At 74.0% G+C, this 14,394-nt stretch carries 10 protein-coding genes and 1 pseudogene; 7 read left to right on the top strand and 4 right to left on the bottom strand.

Annotated features, from left to right (window positions below):
* Positions 1 to 2 precede the first annotated feature (2 nt).
* Both ACIBO8_RS16545 and ACIBO8_RS16540 read right to left on the bottom strand, forming a co-directional pair.
* Positions 3 to 650, bottom strand: coding sequence for a response regulator (locus ACIBO8_RS16545; RefSeq protein WP_396116062.1), 648 nt, complete (start codon positions 648 to 650; stop codon positions 3 to 5).
* Positions 647 to 2,761: a histidine kinase gene (locus ACIBO8_RS16540; protein WP_396116061.1), complete on the bottom strand. Its 2,115-nt coding sequence runs from the start codon at positions 2,759 to 2,761 to the stop codon at positions 647 to 649. The genes ACIBO8_RS16545 and ACIBO8_RS16540 overlap by 4 nt, the downstream gene beginning before the upstream one ends.
* 170 nt (positions 2,762 to 2,931) lie before the next feature.
* Between ACIBO8_RS16540 and ACIBO8_RS16535 the strand changes: the two genes are divergently transcribed.
* Together ACIBO8_RS16535 and ACIBO8_RS16530 are read left to right on the top strand one after the other, a co-directional pair.
* The gene (locus ACIBO8_RS16535; RefSeq protein WP_396116060.1) at positions 2,932 to 3,567 is read left to right on the top strand and encodes a hypothetical protein; all 636 of its coding nucleotides are present in this window, start codon (positions 2,932 to 2,934) and stop codon (positions 3,565 to 3,567) included.
* A gap of 79 nt (positions 3,568 to 3,646) precedes the next feature.
* Entirely contained in the window at positions 3,647 to 4,648 is a 1,002-nt protein-coding gene (locus ACIBO8_RS16530; protein WP_396116059.1) for a glutathione S-transferase family protein, read from the top strand.
* 128 nt (positions 4,649 to 4,776) lie between these two features.
* Here the strand turns inward: ACIBO8_RS16530 and ACIBO8_RS16525 are convergent, their stop codons facing one another.
* The gene (locus ACIBO8_RS16525; protein ID WP_396116058.1) at positions 4,777 to 5,268 is read right to left on the bottom strand and encodes a MarR family winged helix-turn-helix transcriptional regulator; all 492 of its coding nucleotides are present in this window, start codon (positions 5,266 to 5,268) and stop codon (positions 4,777 to 4,779) included.
* Between the two features lie 92 nt (positions 5,269 to 5,360).
* Between ACIBO8_RS16525 and ACIBO8_RS16520 the strand changes: the two genes are divergently transcribed.
* On the top strand, positions 5,361 to 6,569 hold the full coding sequence (locus ACIBO8_RS16520) for a DMT family transporter (protein ID WP_396116057.1): 1,209 nt from the start codon (positions 5,361 to 5,363) through the stop codon (positions 6,567 to 6,569).
* Here the strand turns inward: ACIBO8_RS16520 and ACIBO8_RS16515 are convergent.
* Positions 6,564 to 6,815, bottom strand: a pseudogene (locus ACIBO8_RS16515) (epimerase); the annotation flags it as partial. The gene ACIBO8_RS16520 and the pseudogene ACIBO8_RS16515 overlap by 6 nt on opposite strands.
* 87 nt (positions 6,816 to 6,902) lie before the next feature.
* Here ACIBO8_RS16515 and ACIBO8_RS16510 point away from each other — a divergent pair.
* From ACIBO8_RS16510 to ACIBO8_RS16495, 4 genes are read left to right on the top strand one after another with little or no spacing between them, the layout of a single operon-like run.
* Positions 6,903 to 9,776: an SWIM zinc finger family protein gene (locus ACIBO8_RS16510; protein ID WP_396116056.1), complete on the top strand. Its 2,874-nt coding sequence runs from the start codon at positions 6,903 to 6,905 to the stop codon at positions 9,774 to 9,776.
* A complete protein-coding gene (locus ACIBO8_RS16505; protein WP_396116055.1) occupies positions 9,773 to 10,879 on the top strand; it encodes an AAA family ATPase in 1,107 nt (368 codons plus the stop codon). The genes ACIBO8_RS16510 and ACIBO8_RS16505 overlap by 4 nt, the downstream gene beginning before the upstream one ends.
* Complete coding sequence (locus ACIBO8_RS16500; RefSeq protein ID WP_396116054.1) at positions 10,872 to 13,220, top strand: DUF5682 family protein; 2,349 nt, start codon at positions 10,872 to 10,874, stop codon at positions 13,218 to 13,220. The genes ACIBO8_RS16505 and ACIBO8_RS16500 overlap by 8 nt, the downstream gene beginning before the upstream one ends.
* Positions 13,217 to 14,392, top strand: a complete 1,176-nt coding sequence (locus ACIBO8_RS16495; protein WP_396116053.1) for a VWA domain-containing protein — start codon at positions 13,217 to 13,219, stop codon at positions 14,390 to 14,392. The genes ACIBO8_RS16500 and ACIBO8_RS16495 overlap by 4 nt, the downstream gene beginning before the upstream one ends.
* Positions 14,393 to 14,394: the final 2 nt, after the last annotated feature.

Here is a 14,394-nt window from a genome sequence, read left to right as displayed (position 1 = left end):
CGTTACCGCCCGAGACCGGCCTCACGGGCCCGCACGATCGCCTCGGCCCGGTCGGCCACCTGAAGCTTGGCGAAGACGTTGGAGACGTTGTTGCGTACGGTCTTCGGCGACAGGTAGAGCGCGGCGGCGATCTGACCGTTCGAGCGGCCCGCGGCGAGCAGCTCGAGAATCTCTCGCTCCCGGGCGGTGAGCTGCGGGAAGGCGGTTGTCCGAGTGGGCGGCCCGGCGGCGAAGAACTGGGCGATGCGAGCCGCCAGCGTGGCGCCGAACACCGCGCCGCCGGAGGCGACCGTGGTGATGGCGCGGACGATCTCCTCCTGCTCGGCGCCCTTCACCAGGTAACCGCGGGCGCCGGCGCGTACCGCCGCGAACACCGTGCCGTCGTCCTCGGACATGGTCAGGACCAGGATGCCGACGCCGGGCGCGCGGGTGGCGAGTTCGCGGGTCGCCTCGACGCCGTTGAGCTCGGGCATCTGCACGTCCATCACCACCACGTCGGGCTGCAGGCGTACCGCGTCGGCGACCGCGTCGCGGCCGTTGGCGGCCGTGCCGACCACCTCCAGGCCGTCGACCGAGGCGAGCAGCATCGCCAGCCCGTCCCGGAAGATCGGGTGATCGTCGGCGACCAGCACCCGTACCGGCTCCGTCATGAGCTGACCTCCGCATCGGCGCTCAGCGGCAGGCGGGCGGTGACCACGGTCCCGCCACCGTCCGGGCACTCTATCCGGCAATCCCCGCCCAGCTCGGCGGCGCGCTCGCGGAGCGAGACCAGGCCCACGCCGGACGGCGTACCCGCGGGGATGCCGGCGCCGTCGTCCGCGACCTCGACCACCAGGTCGCCGCCGGACCGGGACAGACGGACGCGGGCCGTGCCCGCGCGGGCATGCCGGGCCACGTTCGTGAGCGCCTCCGAGACGATCCGGTACGCGGCCACCTCGGCCGCCGCGGGCAGCCCCTCCAGGTCGTCGCCCTCGACGGTGACGGTCAGGCCGGGTGCGCGGAGGCGTTCGGCCTGCTGGCGTACGGCGCCCAGCAACCCGACGTCGTCCAGGGCCGGCGGGCGCAGGTCGTGCACCAGCCGCCGGACGTCCGCGACCGCCGCCGTGACGTCCTCGCGGGCCTGGCGCAGCAGCCGGTCCGCCTCCTCGGGCTTGCGGGTGGCGAGGTTGCGGGCCGTGTCGATGCGCAGGGCGACACCGCCGAGGGTCGGACCCAGCCCGTCGTGCAGATCCCGCCGCAGCCGGCGCCGCTCCTCCTCACGGGCCGCCACGATCCGCTCCCGCCCTCGTTGCAGCTCCGAGGCCAGGTAAGCGGTCCGCGCCGCGATCGCCGCCTGCCGCACCATGTCGCCGAGCAGCCGCTGGTCCCGCGCCGACAGCGAGGCCCGCCGCGACGGCAGCACCAGCCGCCCGACCGTCTCGCCCCGGTACGCGATCGGCAGCACCTCGGTGTCGGCCGGCGCCACCCCGGAGGCCGCCACGACGCTCTCCCCGCCCGGCCGGTCGACCTCGACGGCCACGTACGGCACCCGGAACGCGGCCGCGACGCTGCGGGCGACGGCGACGAGCTGCTCCTCCGGGCGGTCCCGGCGTTCCAGCTGCTCGGCCAGCCCGGACACCACGCCGTACGGGTCGTCGCGGCGGCCCCGCACCAGCCGGCGTACCAGGGTCCACAGCCGCTGGCGCAGCGGGCCGTACCCGGCGGTGACCAGCAGCATGGCGAGCACGGCGGCGTCGCGTTCGGCGAGCCGCTCCCCCAGGACGGCGCTGGCCACTCCCAGCACGCAGGCGTCCACGACCAGGACGGAGAGGGCCAGGGCGGCATACAGCACGGTGCCGCCGAGGAGGCGGTCGATGTCGACCAGCTGCGGCGCGATGATGCCGACCGTCAGGGCGACACCGGTCAGCGAGACCGCGACGGTCAGCCCGATGGACGTCCAGGCGACCGGGAGCACGGTGGTGGCCAGCATGACGAGGACGTCGACGACGGCGGCCCAGAGCAGCCAGCGCATCCGGGCCCGGCGACGCGGGTCGCCCGCCGACCGCCGGTAGCGGCCCACGACCACGGCGAACGGGACGATCAGGCTGACCGGCACCAGCGCCCCGGCGAGGGCCAGCAGCGGGTTCCACACCGCGGCGGGCAGCGGGATGGTGGTCAGGTCGAGGTTCAGCCCGGCGAACGGCGCGGGCAGCGGACCACCGGCGTCGGCCTGGGCCAGATCGGACGGGGCGAACAGCAGCACGCCCGGGAGCAGCGCCGTGCTCGCCAGGCCGGCCAGGGCGGCCACCCGCCAGCGCCCGCGCGGCAGGCGCCCGTCCGGGTAGAGCAGCAGGATCAGCGGCAACGACAGCAGCAGCGAGGCGCCGAGCCGCTGATAGAGCCAGAACGCCAGGCCGGCCCCCGGACGTGCCGGGTCGGAGAGGGTGGCGTAGGCCAGCCACGCGCACGCCGCCCCGTCCAGCGCCCAGTGGACACCGGTGATCAGCAGGACCCACGCGACCGGATGACGCGGCAGGCGATGCAGGAGCAACGCCCCGGGCGCGCACAGGAACACCCCGGCGCCGCCGGCGACCCAGCCGAGGTCCAGCTGGGTGACGGCACGGTGCGAGGCGGGCACGGCGGTGTCGATGATCGCGGCGGTCGTGACCGCGGCGAGCGCGAGGACCACGGCAGTGGCGCCCACGACCGCCGGAAGGACCCGCCGAGGCGCGGGGGCGACGGCCGGCGTCACGCGCGGGCGCGGAGGTGCGTGCGAGGTCACCGGCCCATCGTCGCAGTGCGGATGTCCCGCGGGCCCGAGGACCGGTGTCCCGGATTTCCCGGGACATTCACCGGGACCGGGCCGGGGGCGCGCGGCCCTGCCGGCCCGGGACGCGTCCTCGGCAGAGTTCTCCCCGTCACCACGAACACCACTTCCGCAGGGAGAACGCCATGACGATCACCACCACGCCGGCCCAGGCACGTACCGACGTCACCGCCCCCGCGCCGGTCGCCGCAACCGACCGGCAGATCCGCCGTACGGGTGCCTTCGTCGCCGCCGGCTCGCTGATCTGGTCCGCCTCGATGATCGCCGTCAACCCCCAGACGACGGACAACCTCGGCATCATGATCACCGACCTGGGGGCGATCCCCTTCCAGCTCTCGCTCTTCGCGCTGGTCACGGCCCAGCTGCGGACGGCGGCGACCGGCACCTCGCGGGTGGCCCGGGGCATGCTCAGAACCGAGTACGGCCTGCTGACCCTCGCCACCCTCTGGACGGTCTTCCACGGCCTCGTGCCCTCCTTCCGCGACGACGCCTGGCTGGCTGTCCTGGACGCGTTCTGGCCGTTGTCGATGCTCGGCATGTTCATCATCGGCGTGAAGATCGCCTTCGCCGGTCGCTGGCGGGGACCGGCCCGGTTCTGGCCGCTCGTCGCGGAGAGCTGGGCGGTCGTGAGCGTCCCGGCGTTCGGCATCCTCGGCGCCTCGGCGGGCCGGTACGTCGGCGCCGGTCACCTGCTGGTCGGCTACGTCGCGCTGGGTCTGCTGCTGGCGCTGCGCCCGCACCTCACCGGTGCTCGTGACTGAGCACCCGAACGGCGAGGAACCCGGCCTTCGGGCCGGGTCTTCGTCTTTTCATCGCGCGGCAACGGGGAATGATGGGCGCATGGCATACGTCTCGACGTCGGGCGAGTTCACCCGCGACCAGCGCTACATCGCCACCCGGATCACCGCCGACGGCCGCGACGGCTACCCGGTCGAGCCGGGCCGCTACCGCCTGGTCGTGAGCCGGGCCTGCCCCTGGGCCAACCGCGCGATCATCGTCCGGCGCCTGCTGGGCCTCGAGGACGTGCTGTCGATGGGCGTCGCCGGCCCGACGCACGACGAGCGCAGCTGGACCTTCGACCTGGACCCGGACGGCCGCGATCCGGTGCTCGGCATCGAGCGGCTGCAGGAGGCGTTCCTCAAGCGGTACCCGGACTACGACAAGGGCATCACGGTGCCGGCGATCGTGGACGTACCGACCGGGCAGGTGGTGACGAACGACTTCGCGCAGATCACCATCGACATGTCCCTCGAATGGACGGCACACCACCGCGAGGGCGCGCCGAAGCTCTACCCGCCGGAGCTGCGGGACCAGATCGACTCGATCAACAAGGTGGTGTTCGCCGACGTCAACAACGGCGTCTACCGCGCCGGCTTCGCGGGTTCGCAGGAGGCGTACGAGAAGGCGTACCACCGCCTCTTCGACCGCCTCGACCGGCTGTCGGAGCTGCTGAGCGAGCAGCGCTACCTGGTCGGGGACACGATCACCGAGGCCGACGTACGGCTGTTCACGACGCTGGTGCGGTTCGACCCGGTCTACCACGGCCACTTCAAGTGCAACCGCAGCAAGCTGACCGAGATGCCGGTGCTGTGGGCGTACGCGCGGGACCTGTTCCAGACGCCGGGCTTCGGGGACACGATCGACTTCGTGCACATCAAGCGGCACTACTACGAGGTGCACCGCGACATCAACCCGACGGGCATCGTGCCGGCGGGCCCGGAGCTGTCGGGATGGCTGAGCGAGCACGGCCGGGAGAAGCTGGGCGGGCGGCCCTTCGGTGACGGAACCCCGCCTCCGCCGCCGAAGGCGGGCGAGGAAGTGGCGGCCGGGCACGGGACCTAGTTGCCTTCGGCGGCCACTCAGGCGCAATGCGATGCGCACTTGCGACGTTCCCGGCGATCACCGGTATCTCTCCCCCGGTCGGCACCGGCGGCCGACAGTCGGGAGGGACACCGGTTCCGGCGAGGCCATTACTGGTCGCCCCGGGCCAGGGCCTCGCGGAGGAGCTCTCCGAGCTGTCGCTGACGGTCGGCCGGCATATGGTCGAGCAGCCGCCGCTGTTCGGCGAGGCCGGCCCCGACCGCACCGTCGACGACCTCCCGGCCCTTCGGCGTCAGCTGCACAAGGACACTGCGGCGATCGGTACGCGACGGGATGCGCACGACCAACCCCGCCTTCTCGAGGCGGTCCAGGCGCGCGGTGGTGCCGCCGGTGCTCAGCATCATCGAGGCGGCCAGAGCGCCCGGCGAGAGCTGGTAGGGCTCACCCGCGCGGCGCAGGGTGGCCAGCACGTCGAACTCCGGGCGGCCGATGCCCGAGGGGGCGTAGGCGCGCTCGACGGCGTCCCCGGCGATCCGGGACAGGCGGAAGATGCGGCCGAAGACAGCCATGGCGGTGGTGTCGAGGTCGGGCCGTTCGGTCCGCCACTGCTCGATGATGCGATCGACGCCGTCAACAGTCACGTGTCAATTATCTCGATGTCAAGCTTCTTGACAAGAAGAGAGTCACGGACGAATCTCTTGATGTCGAGATACTTTGCGTCGAGGGAGTCGTCATGCGTCCACCGGTCCTGCTGGTCACCGCGCTGACCCCCGCCGTCTGGGGCACCACATACGCCGTCACCACCGAATTCCTCCCGCCGGACCGGCCACTGCTCGCGGGCGCGCTACGGGCGCTCCCCGCCGGGCTGCTCCTCGTTGCGGTGACCAGGCGGCTGCCACGGGGCGACTGGTGGTGGCGGTCCGCCGTACTCGGCGCACTCAACATCGGGGTGTTCTTCGCGCTGCTGTTCGTCAGCGCCTATCGGCTGCCCGGAGGGATGGCCGCGGTGCTCGGCGCCGGCCAGCCGCTGATCGTCGCGGGGCTGACGGTGCTCCTGCTGGCGGAGCGGGTGGCTTTGCGTACGGTGATCAGCGCCGTGATCGGTGCGGCGGGTGTGGCGCTCACCGTGCTGAGCGCCACCGTCCGGCTCGACCCCGTCGGGCTGCTCGCCGGGCTGGCCGGAACGGCGTCGATGGCCGTGGGACTGGTGCTGACGAAGCGCTGGGGCACAGGATCCCCGCTGGCTTCGACGGGCTGGCAGCTGACGGCGGGCGGCCTGCTGCTCGTACCCGTCGCCCTGCTGGTCGAAGGACCCCCGCCCGCCCTGACCGTCGGCAGCATCGCCGGCTACGCATACCTGTCGCTGGTGGGCACGGCTGCGGCGTACACGATCTGGTTCTGGGGTCTGAGCCGGCTGCGGGCCGCCCAGGTCTCCCTGCTCGCGCTGCTGTCCCCGCTGGTGGCCACGGTCGTGGGGTGGGCCGTTCTGGGGCAGGCGCTGACCCCGGTGCAACTGCTGGGCATGGTCGTCGCCTTCGGCGCGGTCCTGGCCGGGACGACGCCCTCCAACCGCCTAGCGAAGGTCGGCGTTCTCGACGACGCGCGTCGGGAATCCGGTACGCGCCGCGCGCAGCATCGCCCGTCCCAGCCGGTCGGTGGTCGTCGCGTACCGGGGCGCGTACCGGATGATCAGCGGCGTCACGGGGGCGATCAGGTCGTAGATCACGCGGTACAGGCGGGTGCGGGAGGTCGCGCCGTACGTGGGCTGGATGAATCCGGGGCGGAAGGCGTACCCCCTCGGGAAGGCTTTGATGATCTCCAGCTCGGTCCGGCCCTTGACGCGGGACCACATCGCCCGGCCGTCGGGGTCGGTGCCGGCTCCGGAGACGTACACGAAGGTCAGGCCGGGGTTGTGCTTCGCCAGGATGCGTGCGGCCGCTAGCGGGTAGTCGTAGGAGACGCGGGTGTAGGTCTCCTCGTCCACACCCACGGAGGAGATGCCGAGGCAGTAGAAGCAGGCGTCGTACCCGCCGAGGCGGTCCTCGATCGGGGTCAGGTCGCCCAGATCCACGAGCGTGACCTCCGTCAGTTTCGGGTGCCGTACGCCCGTCGGCCTGCGCCCCACCGTGAGCACCTCGTCGACGTCCTGGGCCAGCAGGGCTTCCCGGAGCACGCCCTGGCCGACCATGCCCGTCCCGCCGAAAATGATCACCTTCATCGTTCGTCCCTCCGCCCGCTGTCCGAAAACGTCATACCCGGCTTCTACAGTGCTCCGGTGCCCGTCGAACGCTGGTCCACCGCTCAGGTCACCGCCGTCGCCCCCGACGCCGGTTCGCTGAAGGGTGCGCGCAGCGTCGCGTCGCCCGGCACGTGGCAGGCGACCGGGCTGCTCGGCGACGTGCTGTGGGGGCTGTGCCGGGGCAGCGGCAGGACGCCGTACCAGGTATGCGTGGATCTTTCGGGGCCGGCGTACAAGTGCACCTGCCCGAGCCGCAAGTTCCCCTGCAAGCATGCCCTGGGCCTGCTCCTCATGTGGGCCGAGGGCGCCGTGCCCGGCCCGGCCGCCGATCCGCCCGCGTTCGTCGCCGAGTGGCAGGCGAGCCGCGCCGCGCGGGCCGCCCGGGCCGCCACGCCGCGGTCCGCCGGGCCGGTGGATCCCGAGTCGGCGCGCAAGCGGGCCCGGCAGCGAGAGGAGCGGGTCGCCGCCGGCATGGCGGAGCTGTCACGCTGGCTCGACGATCAGATCCAGCAGGGCCTGGCCGGCGCGGAGCGGGCGGGTTTCGCGCCCTTCGAGGCGATGGCCGCCCGGCTCGTCGACGCGCAGGCACCCGCCGCCGCCTCGGCCGTGCGCCGCCTCGGTGGCGTGGCGTGCATCGGGCCGCAGTGGGCCGACCGGCTCCTGGGCGATCTGGCGATGCTGCGTCTGCTCGTCCGCGGTCACGAGCGGCTCGGCACGCTGAGCCCGGCGCTGGCCGCGACCGTGCGTTCCCGCATCGGTTTCCCCGTCTCCACCGAGGACGTGCTGGCGACTCCGCCGGTGCACGACCACTGGCAGGTGCTCGGCCAGACGGACAGCGACGACGGCACGATCACCACCCGGCGCACCTGGCTGCGGGGCGTGGACAGTGGACGGTTCGCTCTTCACCTGTCCTTCGCGGCCCCCGGTCAGACCCTCGCGGCGGACCTCGTGCCGGGCACCTGCTTCGACGGCGACCTCTGTTTCTATCCCGGCGCCGCACCGCTGCGCGCGCTCGTCAAAGATCGTCAGGGCACCCCACGGCCGCTCGAATCGCCCAGCGGCGCGACGACCGTCCGGGAAGCCCTGGGCGGCTGGGCGGCGGTCCTCTCCGCCGAGCCGTGGCGCCTGGACGCCCCGGTGCTGCTCGACGGTGTCGCGCCCACCGCCGACGGCTTCCTCACCGGCACCGACGGCGACTCCCTCCCGCTCGCGTCCGGCCATCGCGAGCCGTGGTGGCTGCTGGCCGCCGCCGGCGGGGCGCCCGCGACGGTCGCCGCGGAGTGGTCGCCGGCGGGCCTGCGGCCGCTCGCCGCCTGGGTGGAAGGCCGGTTCGTGCCGGCCGCTCCCGCGGTTCCTGACGGCGGCCGCCCGCGCTCGCCCGAGCTTCCACCGGCGCTGCTCGCCTCCGCCCTGGTCGGCACGGCCCGGCGGCCCTTCACCGCCGCCACCGTGGAGGTCGGCGGCCGCCCGCTGCAGCTCGGGGCGGGCGCCTCGCTGCTCGACGCCGCGGCGGTGGCCCTGCTGTATCGGCGGGCGGGAACCACGCCCGCCACCGCGCATCCCCCGGTCGAGCCCGCGCCCGCCGAGATCGAGCGGCCGCTGCCGGCCGCGGCGGGCGCCCGGTTGCTGCGGTTGCTGACCGACGGGGGCGCTCCCGGCGGCACCCAGCAGGCTCAGGAGCTGCTCGCCCAATGGCTGACGGCGGCCGCGGCGCACGGCGGTCACGTTCCGCCCGAATCGTTGCCTGCCCTGCTCGAGGCGGGCCGCCGCAACAGCGTCGTGCGGCCGTCGATCGGCCGGGTGGCCGGCGAACGCGGCCGGTGGCTGGCCGCCATGCGGCCGGACTGGCGGTGGTTGCGCGACGAGGCACCGGGCGCGGCCGCCGCGGCGGACCCTGCGATCTGGGAGACGGGTACGGGCGGAGAGCGCCTCGCCCACCTCACGCGGCTGCGCGGCACCGACCCCGCCGCCGGCCTGGCCCTGCTGCGGAGCACCTGGGCCGCCGAGGCGCCGGAGGACCGGGCCCGGTTCGTCGGCGCTCTGGCCACCGGCCTGTCCCCGGCCGACGACGCGTTCCTGGAGAGCGTCCTCGACGACCGGCGCAAGGAGGTGCGCGAGGCCGCCCTGGAGCTGCTGCGGCGACTGCCCCGCTCGAGCCTCGGCCGGCGGATGGCCGCACGCGCGCTGGCCGCCGTCACCCTCGAGCGCCGCACCCTCGGACGGGACCGGCTCAGCGTCACCCCGCCCGTCGAGCTCACCGCCGAGCTGCGCCGCGACGGCGTGTCGGCCCAGCCGTCGAGGGGCACCGGCGTGCAGGCCTGGCTGCTCGAGGAGGTCATCGCCGGCACCCCGCTCGCCACCTGGACGGAAGCGTTCGGGCGCAGCCCTGCGGCCGTCGTCGACCTCTCCCGCGCCAACGACTGGGAAACCGCCCTTCTGCACGGGTGGGCCAAGGCGGCGATCGCCCAGGGCGACTCCGAGTGGGCCTCCGCTCTCGTGCGCAACGACGCCCGGGAGAGCGCGGCCGGGCTGCGCGAGGCGGTCCGCTGGGACCTGCACCTGCTGCTGCCGCCGGCCGATCTGGCCCGGATAGCGGCCGACTTCCTGCGCCGCGAGGACCACCTCGCCCACCGGCTGCTCGCCGTGCACCCCGGCGTCTGGCCGGACGAGCTCGCCGTCGCGGTCGTCGAGACGATCGCGCACCGCGCGCGTACGGACCGGCACAGCTGGCAGCTCGCCGAGCTGTGCCGCGCCGCCGCGACCGCCATGCCGCCCACGTACGCGACGGTCGTCGCCGGGCTGGCCGCCCAGCTCGACCACGACGCGGCCGACGCGGCCCGGATCCGCTCCGTCGCCGACCTGGCCCGGACCCTCACCTTCCGCCACGAGATGCTGCAGGAGTTCACGTGACCGACCGCACCGAACCGCGCTTGCCGGCGGCCGGCGACCCCAGAACCGCGCTTCGCCCGCACGCCGAGGAGCAATACGCGGACGAGCTGGCGCTGCTCGTCGCGTCCGACGACCGGCCCCGGCCGCCGGGCTGGCGGCTGTCCCCGCACGCGGTCGTGACCTACCTGCTGGGCGACGGTGCGAAGATCACCCCCAAGTACGTGGGCCCGCGCCGGCTCATGGAGGTGGCGGTGTCCACCTTGGTCACCGACCGTGCCCTGCTGCTGCTCGGCGTGCCCGGAACGGCCAAGACGTGGGTGTCGGAACACCTCGCCGCCGCCGTGAGCGGCAACTCCACCCAGCTGGTGCAGGGCACGGCGGGCACGACCGAGGAGGCGATCCGGTACGGCTGGAACTACGCCCGCCTGCTGGCCGAGGGCCCGAGCGAGGCGGCACTGACCGCGAGCCCCGTGATGCGAGCCATGGAGACCGGCACGATCGCCCGCGTCGAGGAGCTGACCCGGATGCCCTCGGACGTCCAGGACGCGCTGATCACTATCCTGTCCGAGAAGACGCTGCCGGTGCCCGAACTCAACACCGAGGTGCAGGCCCGCCGCGGCTTCAACCTCATCGCCACCGCCAACGACCGCGACCGCGGCGTCAACGAGCTGTCGAGCGCCCTGAGGCGACGGTTCAACACGGTCGTCCTGCCGATGCCCGCCTCCGCCGACGACGAGGTGGAGATCGTGGCCCGCCGCGTCGCCCAGCTCGGCCGCTCCCTCGACCTGCCCGAGGTGCCCGCCGCCCTCGAGGAGATCCGGCGCGTCGTCACGATCTTCCGCGAGCTGCGCAACGGCATGACCGAGGACGGCCGCACGAAACTCAAATCCCCGACCGGCACCCTGTCGACCGCCGAGGCCATCTCCGTGATCACCAGCGGCATGGCACTCGCCGCCCACTTCGGCGACGGCCGCCTCCACCCGAGCGACGTAGCGGCCGGCCTCGTCGGCGCGGTCGTCAAGGACCCGGTCTCCGACACCGTGGTCTGGCGCGAATACCTGGAGACGGTCGTCCGCGAACGCACCGACTGGCGCGACTTCTACCGCGCCGCCCGCGATGCCTGAACGGCTCTACGGCATCCGGCACCACGGCCCGGGCTCGGCCCGCGCGGTGGTCCAGGAACTCGACCGGCAGCGCCCCACCCTGCTCCTGGTCGAGGGCCCCCCGGAAGCCGACGACCTCGTGCGCTGGGTGGCGGACCCGGGCCTCGAACCGCCGGTGGCGCTGCTCGGCTACGCGACGGACGACCCGAGGCGGTCGGCGTTCTGGCCGTTCGCGGTCTTCTCCCCGGAATGGCAGGCCATCCGGTGGGCGGTGCGCAACGACGTCCCGGTGCGGTTCTTCGACCTGCCGTACGCATATCGCCTCACCGACTCCCGGAGGCCGGTCAAGGCCGACGAGGCAGCACCGGGCGACGCTTCGCCGCCGGGCGAGGCTGAACCTGGCGCCGCGGGGCCGGGCGGGGCAGAACCGGGCGCTGAGCCGCCCGCCGGCTCGACCCCGGCCGATCCCCCAGTGGCCGGACCCCACCCCGGCACCACCGACCCGGACCCGGACGACGCCGGGCGGCAGAAGCGGGTGCGGCCCGTCGATCCCATCGGGGAGCTTGCCCGGGCCGCCGGCTACGACGATCCCGAGCGATGGTGGGAGGACGTCGTCGAGCACCGGGGCATGCCGGCCTTCGAAGCGATCGCCGAGGCCATGGCCGCGATCCGCGAGACCTCCCCCGAAGACCCCGACGACCTCGTCCGCGAGGCGTACATGCGCACCGTCCTCCGCGAGGTACGCCGCACGCACGACAACATCGCCGTGGTCTGCGGCGCGTGGCACGTGCCCGCGCTCAGCCGCAAGGTCACCGCGAAGGAGGACGCCGCTCTGCTCAAGGGGCGCAAGAAGGCCAAGGTCGCGTTCACGTGGGTGCCGTGGACGTACGGGCGGCTGGCCTCGTGGTCGGGGTACGGGGCCGGGGTCCGCTCCCCCGGCTGGTACCACCACCTCTTCACCGCCGGCGGTGACGTCGTGCCGCGGTGGCTCGTCGACGCGGCCGGGGTGCTTCGCGCCGAGGGGGTGCCGACCTCGTCCGCCCACGTCATCGAGGCGACCCGGCTGGCCGAGGCGCTCGCCGCGCTGCGGGGGCGGCCGCTCGCCGGGCTCGCCGAGGTGACCGAGGCCGCCGAGGCCGTCATGTGCGACGGGGAGCCGCTGCGGGTCGAGCTCATCGGGCGGCGGCTGGTCGTCGGCGAGCGGCTCGGGGGCGTGCCGGACGAGATGCCCGCCGTACCGCTGGCCCGGGATCTCGCCGCGCAGCAGCGGGCCGTACGCCTCAAGCCGGAGGCCCTGGAACGGGTCCTGGAGCTGGACCTGCGCCGCGACATCGACCGGGCACGGAGCCGGCTGTTGCACCGGATGCGCGCGATCGGCGTGCCGTGGGGTGAGCCGGAGACCGCCCGGCGTGGCACCGGCACCTTCCGGGAGCAGTGGCGGTTGCGGTGGCTGCCCGACTTCGCGGTGCAGCTGGTCGAGGGCAGCATGTACGGCACCACGGTCGTCGCGGCGGCCACCACGAAGGTGACCGACGCGGCCCGGGAGGCGGCGACGCTCGGTGACGTGACGGCGCTGGTCGAGGTGTGCCTGCTCGCCGAGCTGGGCGACGCGTTTCCGCCGGTGCTCGCCGCGCTGGACACCCGGGCCGCGCTGGACTCGGACATCGGTCATCTCATGGCCGCGATTCCCGCGCTGGCTCGCACGTTGCGTTACGGCGACGTGCGGCAGACCGACGTGTCCGGGCTCGCCACGCTGACGGCGAGCCTGCTGACGCGGGTCTGTGCCGGGCTTCCGGCGGCGGTCGGCTCGCTGTCCGACGAGGCGGCGCGGGAGCTGCGCGGGTACGTCGACGGCGTGCACCAGGCGATCGGCCTGCTCGACGACGAGGAGCTGCGCGACCGGTGGCTCGGCACGCTGGACTCGGTGGCCCGGCGTCCCGGCCTGCACGGGCTGCTCGCCGGCCGGCTGACCCGGCTGCTGCTCGACGCCGGGCGGCTCGACGGGGCCGAGGTGCGCCGGCGCCTGCGGTTGCCGCTGACCGTCGGTACGGCGCCCGCGCACGGCGCCGCGTGGGTCGAGGGGTTCCTGGCGGGTGGCGGGCTGCTGCTCGTGCACGACGACGCCCTGCTGGAGCTGATCGACGAGTGGCTGGCCGACATCCCGGCGGAGGCCTTCGGCGACGTGCTGCCGTTGCTGCGGCGGACGTTCGGCGCCTTCGCCACGGGTGAGCGCCGGGCCATCGGGGAACGGGTCGCCGGCGGGCCGGGCGTCGCGCGGGCGGAGCCTGCGGTGCTGGACCACGAGCGGGCGGCACGGGTGCTGCCGACGGTGAGCGTCCTGCTGGGCAGGGAGGTCGGATGACGGACATGGACGATCCCGGGCAGCGTGAGCGACGGCGGCGGTGGCGGCTCGTGCTCGGCGGTCCCGCCGAGGAGTCCCTGGGTACGGCGGAAGGCCGCGACGCCCGCATGGACGCGGCCCTGGCGGCCCTGTACGACGGTGGCGACGACGAGGAGGGCAGGCGCAGCTCACGCTCCGCCGGGCTCGGCGGCTCGGCGCCCAAGGTGGCGCGCTGGCTCGGCGACATCCGCGAGTATTTCCCCAGCACGGTCGTGCAGGTGATGCAGGCCGACGCCATCGAACGCCTCGATCTGACGCGCCTGCTGCTGGAGCCGGAGATGCTGGCCGCGGTGGAGCCGGACGTCCACCTGGTCGGCACACTGCTCTCCCTCAACCGCGTGATGCCCGAGCGTACGAAGGACGCGGCGCGCGAGGTCGTCCGCAAGGTGGTGACCGAGCTCGAGCAGCGGATCAGCCAGAAGACCCGCGCGGCCGTCAGCGGTGCCCTCAACCGGGCGGCGCGGATCAACCGGCCGAAGCCCGCGGACATCGACTGGGACCGGACCATCCGCGCCAACCTGCGGCACTACCAGCCGGCACATCGGACGGTCGTGCCGGAACGCCTGGTTGGCTACGGGCGCCGCGCGACGGCGATCCATCGCGACGTGGTGCTCTGCGTCGACCAGTCCGGTTCGATGGCCGCCTCGGTGGTGTTCTCCGGGGTGTTCGCGGCCGTGCTCGCCTCGATGCGCTCGCTGAAGACCTCTCTCGTGGTCTTCGACACCGCCGTGGTCGACCTGACCGATCAGCTGAGCGATCCGGTCGAGGTGCTGTTCGGCACCCAGCTGGGCGGCGGCACGGACATCAACCGGGCGATCGCGTACGGCCAGCAGCTCATCACCCGCCCCCGCGACAGCATCTTCGTGCTGATCAGCGACCTGTACGAGGGTGGCGTCCGAGAGCAGATGCTGCGCCGGGTCGCGGAGATGACCGCGGCGGGCGTGCAGGTGGTGGTGCTGCTGGCCCTGTCCGACGAGGGCGCGCCGGCTTACGACCACGACAACGCGGCCGCGCTCGCGGCGATGGGGGTGCCGGCGTTCGCGTGCACGCCGGATGCGTTCCCGGAGCTGATGGCGGCGGCCGTCGAGCGCCGGGACCTGATGGCGTTCGCGCAGCGGTGGGGGAAGGGGTGACG

This window comes from Actinoplanes sp. NPDC049681, from assembly GCF_044465265.1.
In the GTDB taxonomy this organism is placed as follows: Bacteria; Actinomycetota; Actinomycetes; order Mycobacteriales; family Micromonosporaceae; genus Actinoplanes.
The sequence above is the reverse complement of the archived record's forward strand: the minus strand, read 5'-3'. Positions and strand labels throughout refer to the sequence as shown.

What these genes read in the sequence shown, in the direction of transcription:
- ACIBO8_RS16545 (WP_396116062.1), bottom strand. Translation starts at nt 650, where the DNA reads ATGACGGAGCCGGTACGGGTGCTGGTCGCCGACGATCACCCGATCTTC.
- ACIBO8_RS16535 (WP_396116060.1), top strand. Translation starts at nt 2,932, where the DNA reads ATGACGATCACCACCACGCCGGCCCAGGCACGTACCGACGTCACCGCC.
- ACIBO8_RS16500 (WP_396116054.1), top strand. Translation starts at nt 10,872, where the DNA reads ATGCCTGAACGGCTCTACGGCATCCGGCACCACGGCCCGGGCTCGGCC.
- ACIBO8_RS16530 (WP_396116059.1), top strand. Translation starts at nt 3,647, where the DNA reads ATGGCATACGTCTCGACGTCGGGCGAGTTCACCCGCGACCAGCGCTAC.
- ACIBO8_RS16495 (WP_396116053.1), top strand. Translation starts at nt 13,217, where the DNA reads ATGACGGACATGGACGATCCCGGGCAGCGTGAGCGACGGCGGCGGTGG.
- ACIBO8_RS16520 (WP_396116057.1), top strand. Translation starts at nt 5,361, where the DNA reads ATGCGTCCACCGGTCCTGCTGGTCACCGCGCTGACCCCCGCCGTCTGG.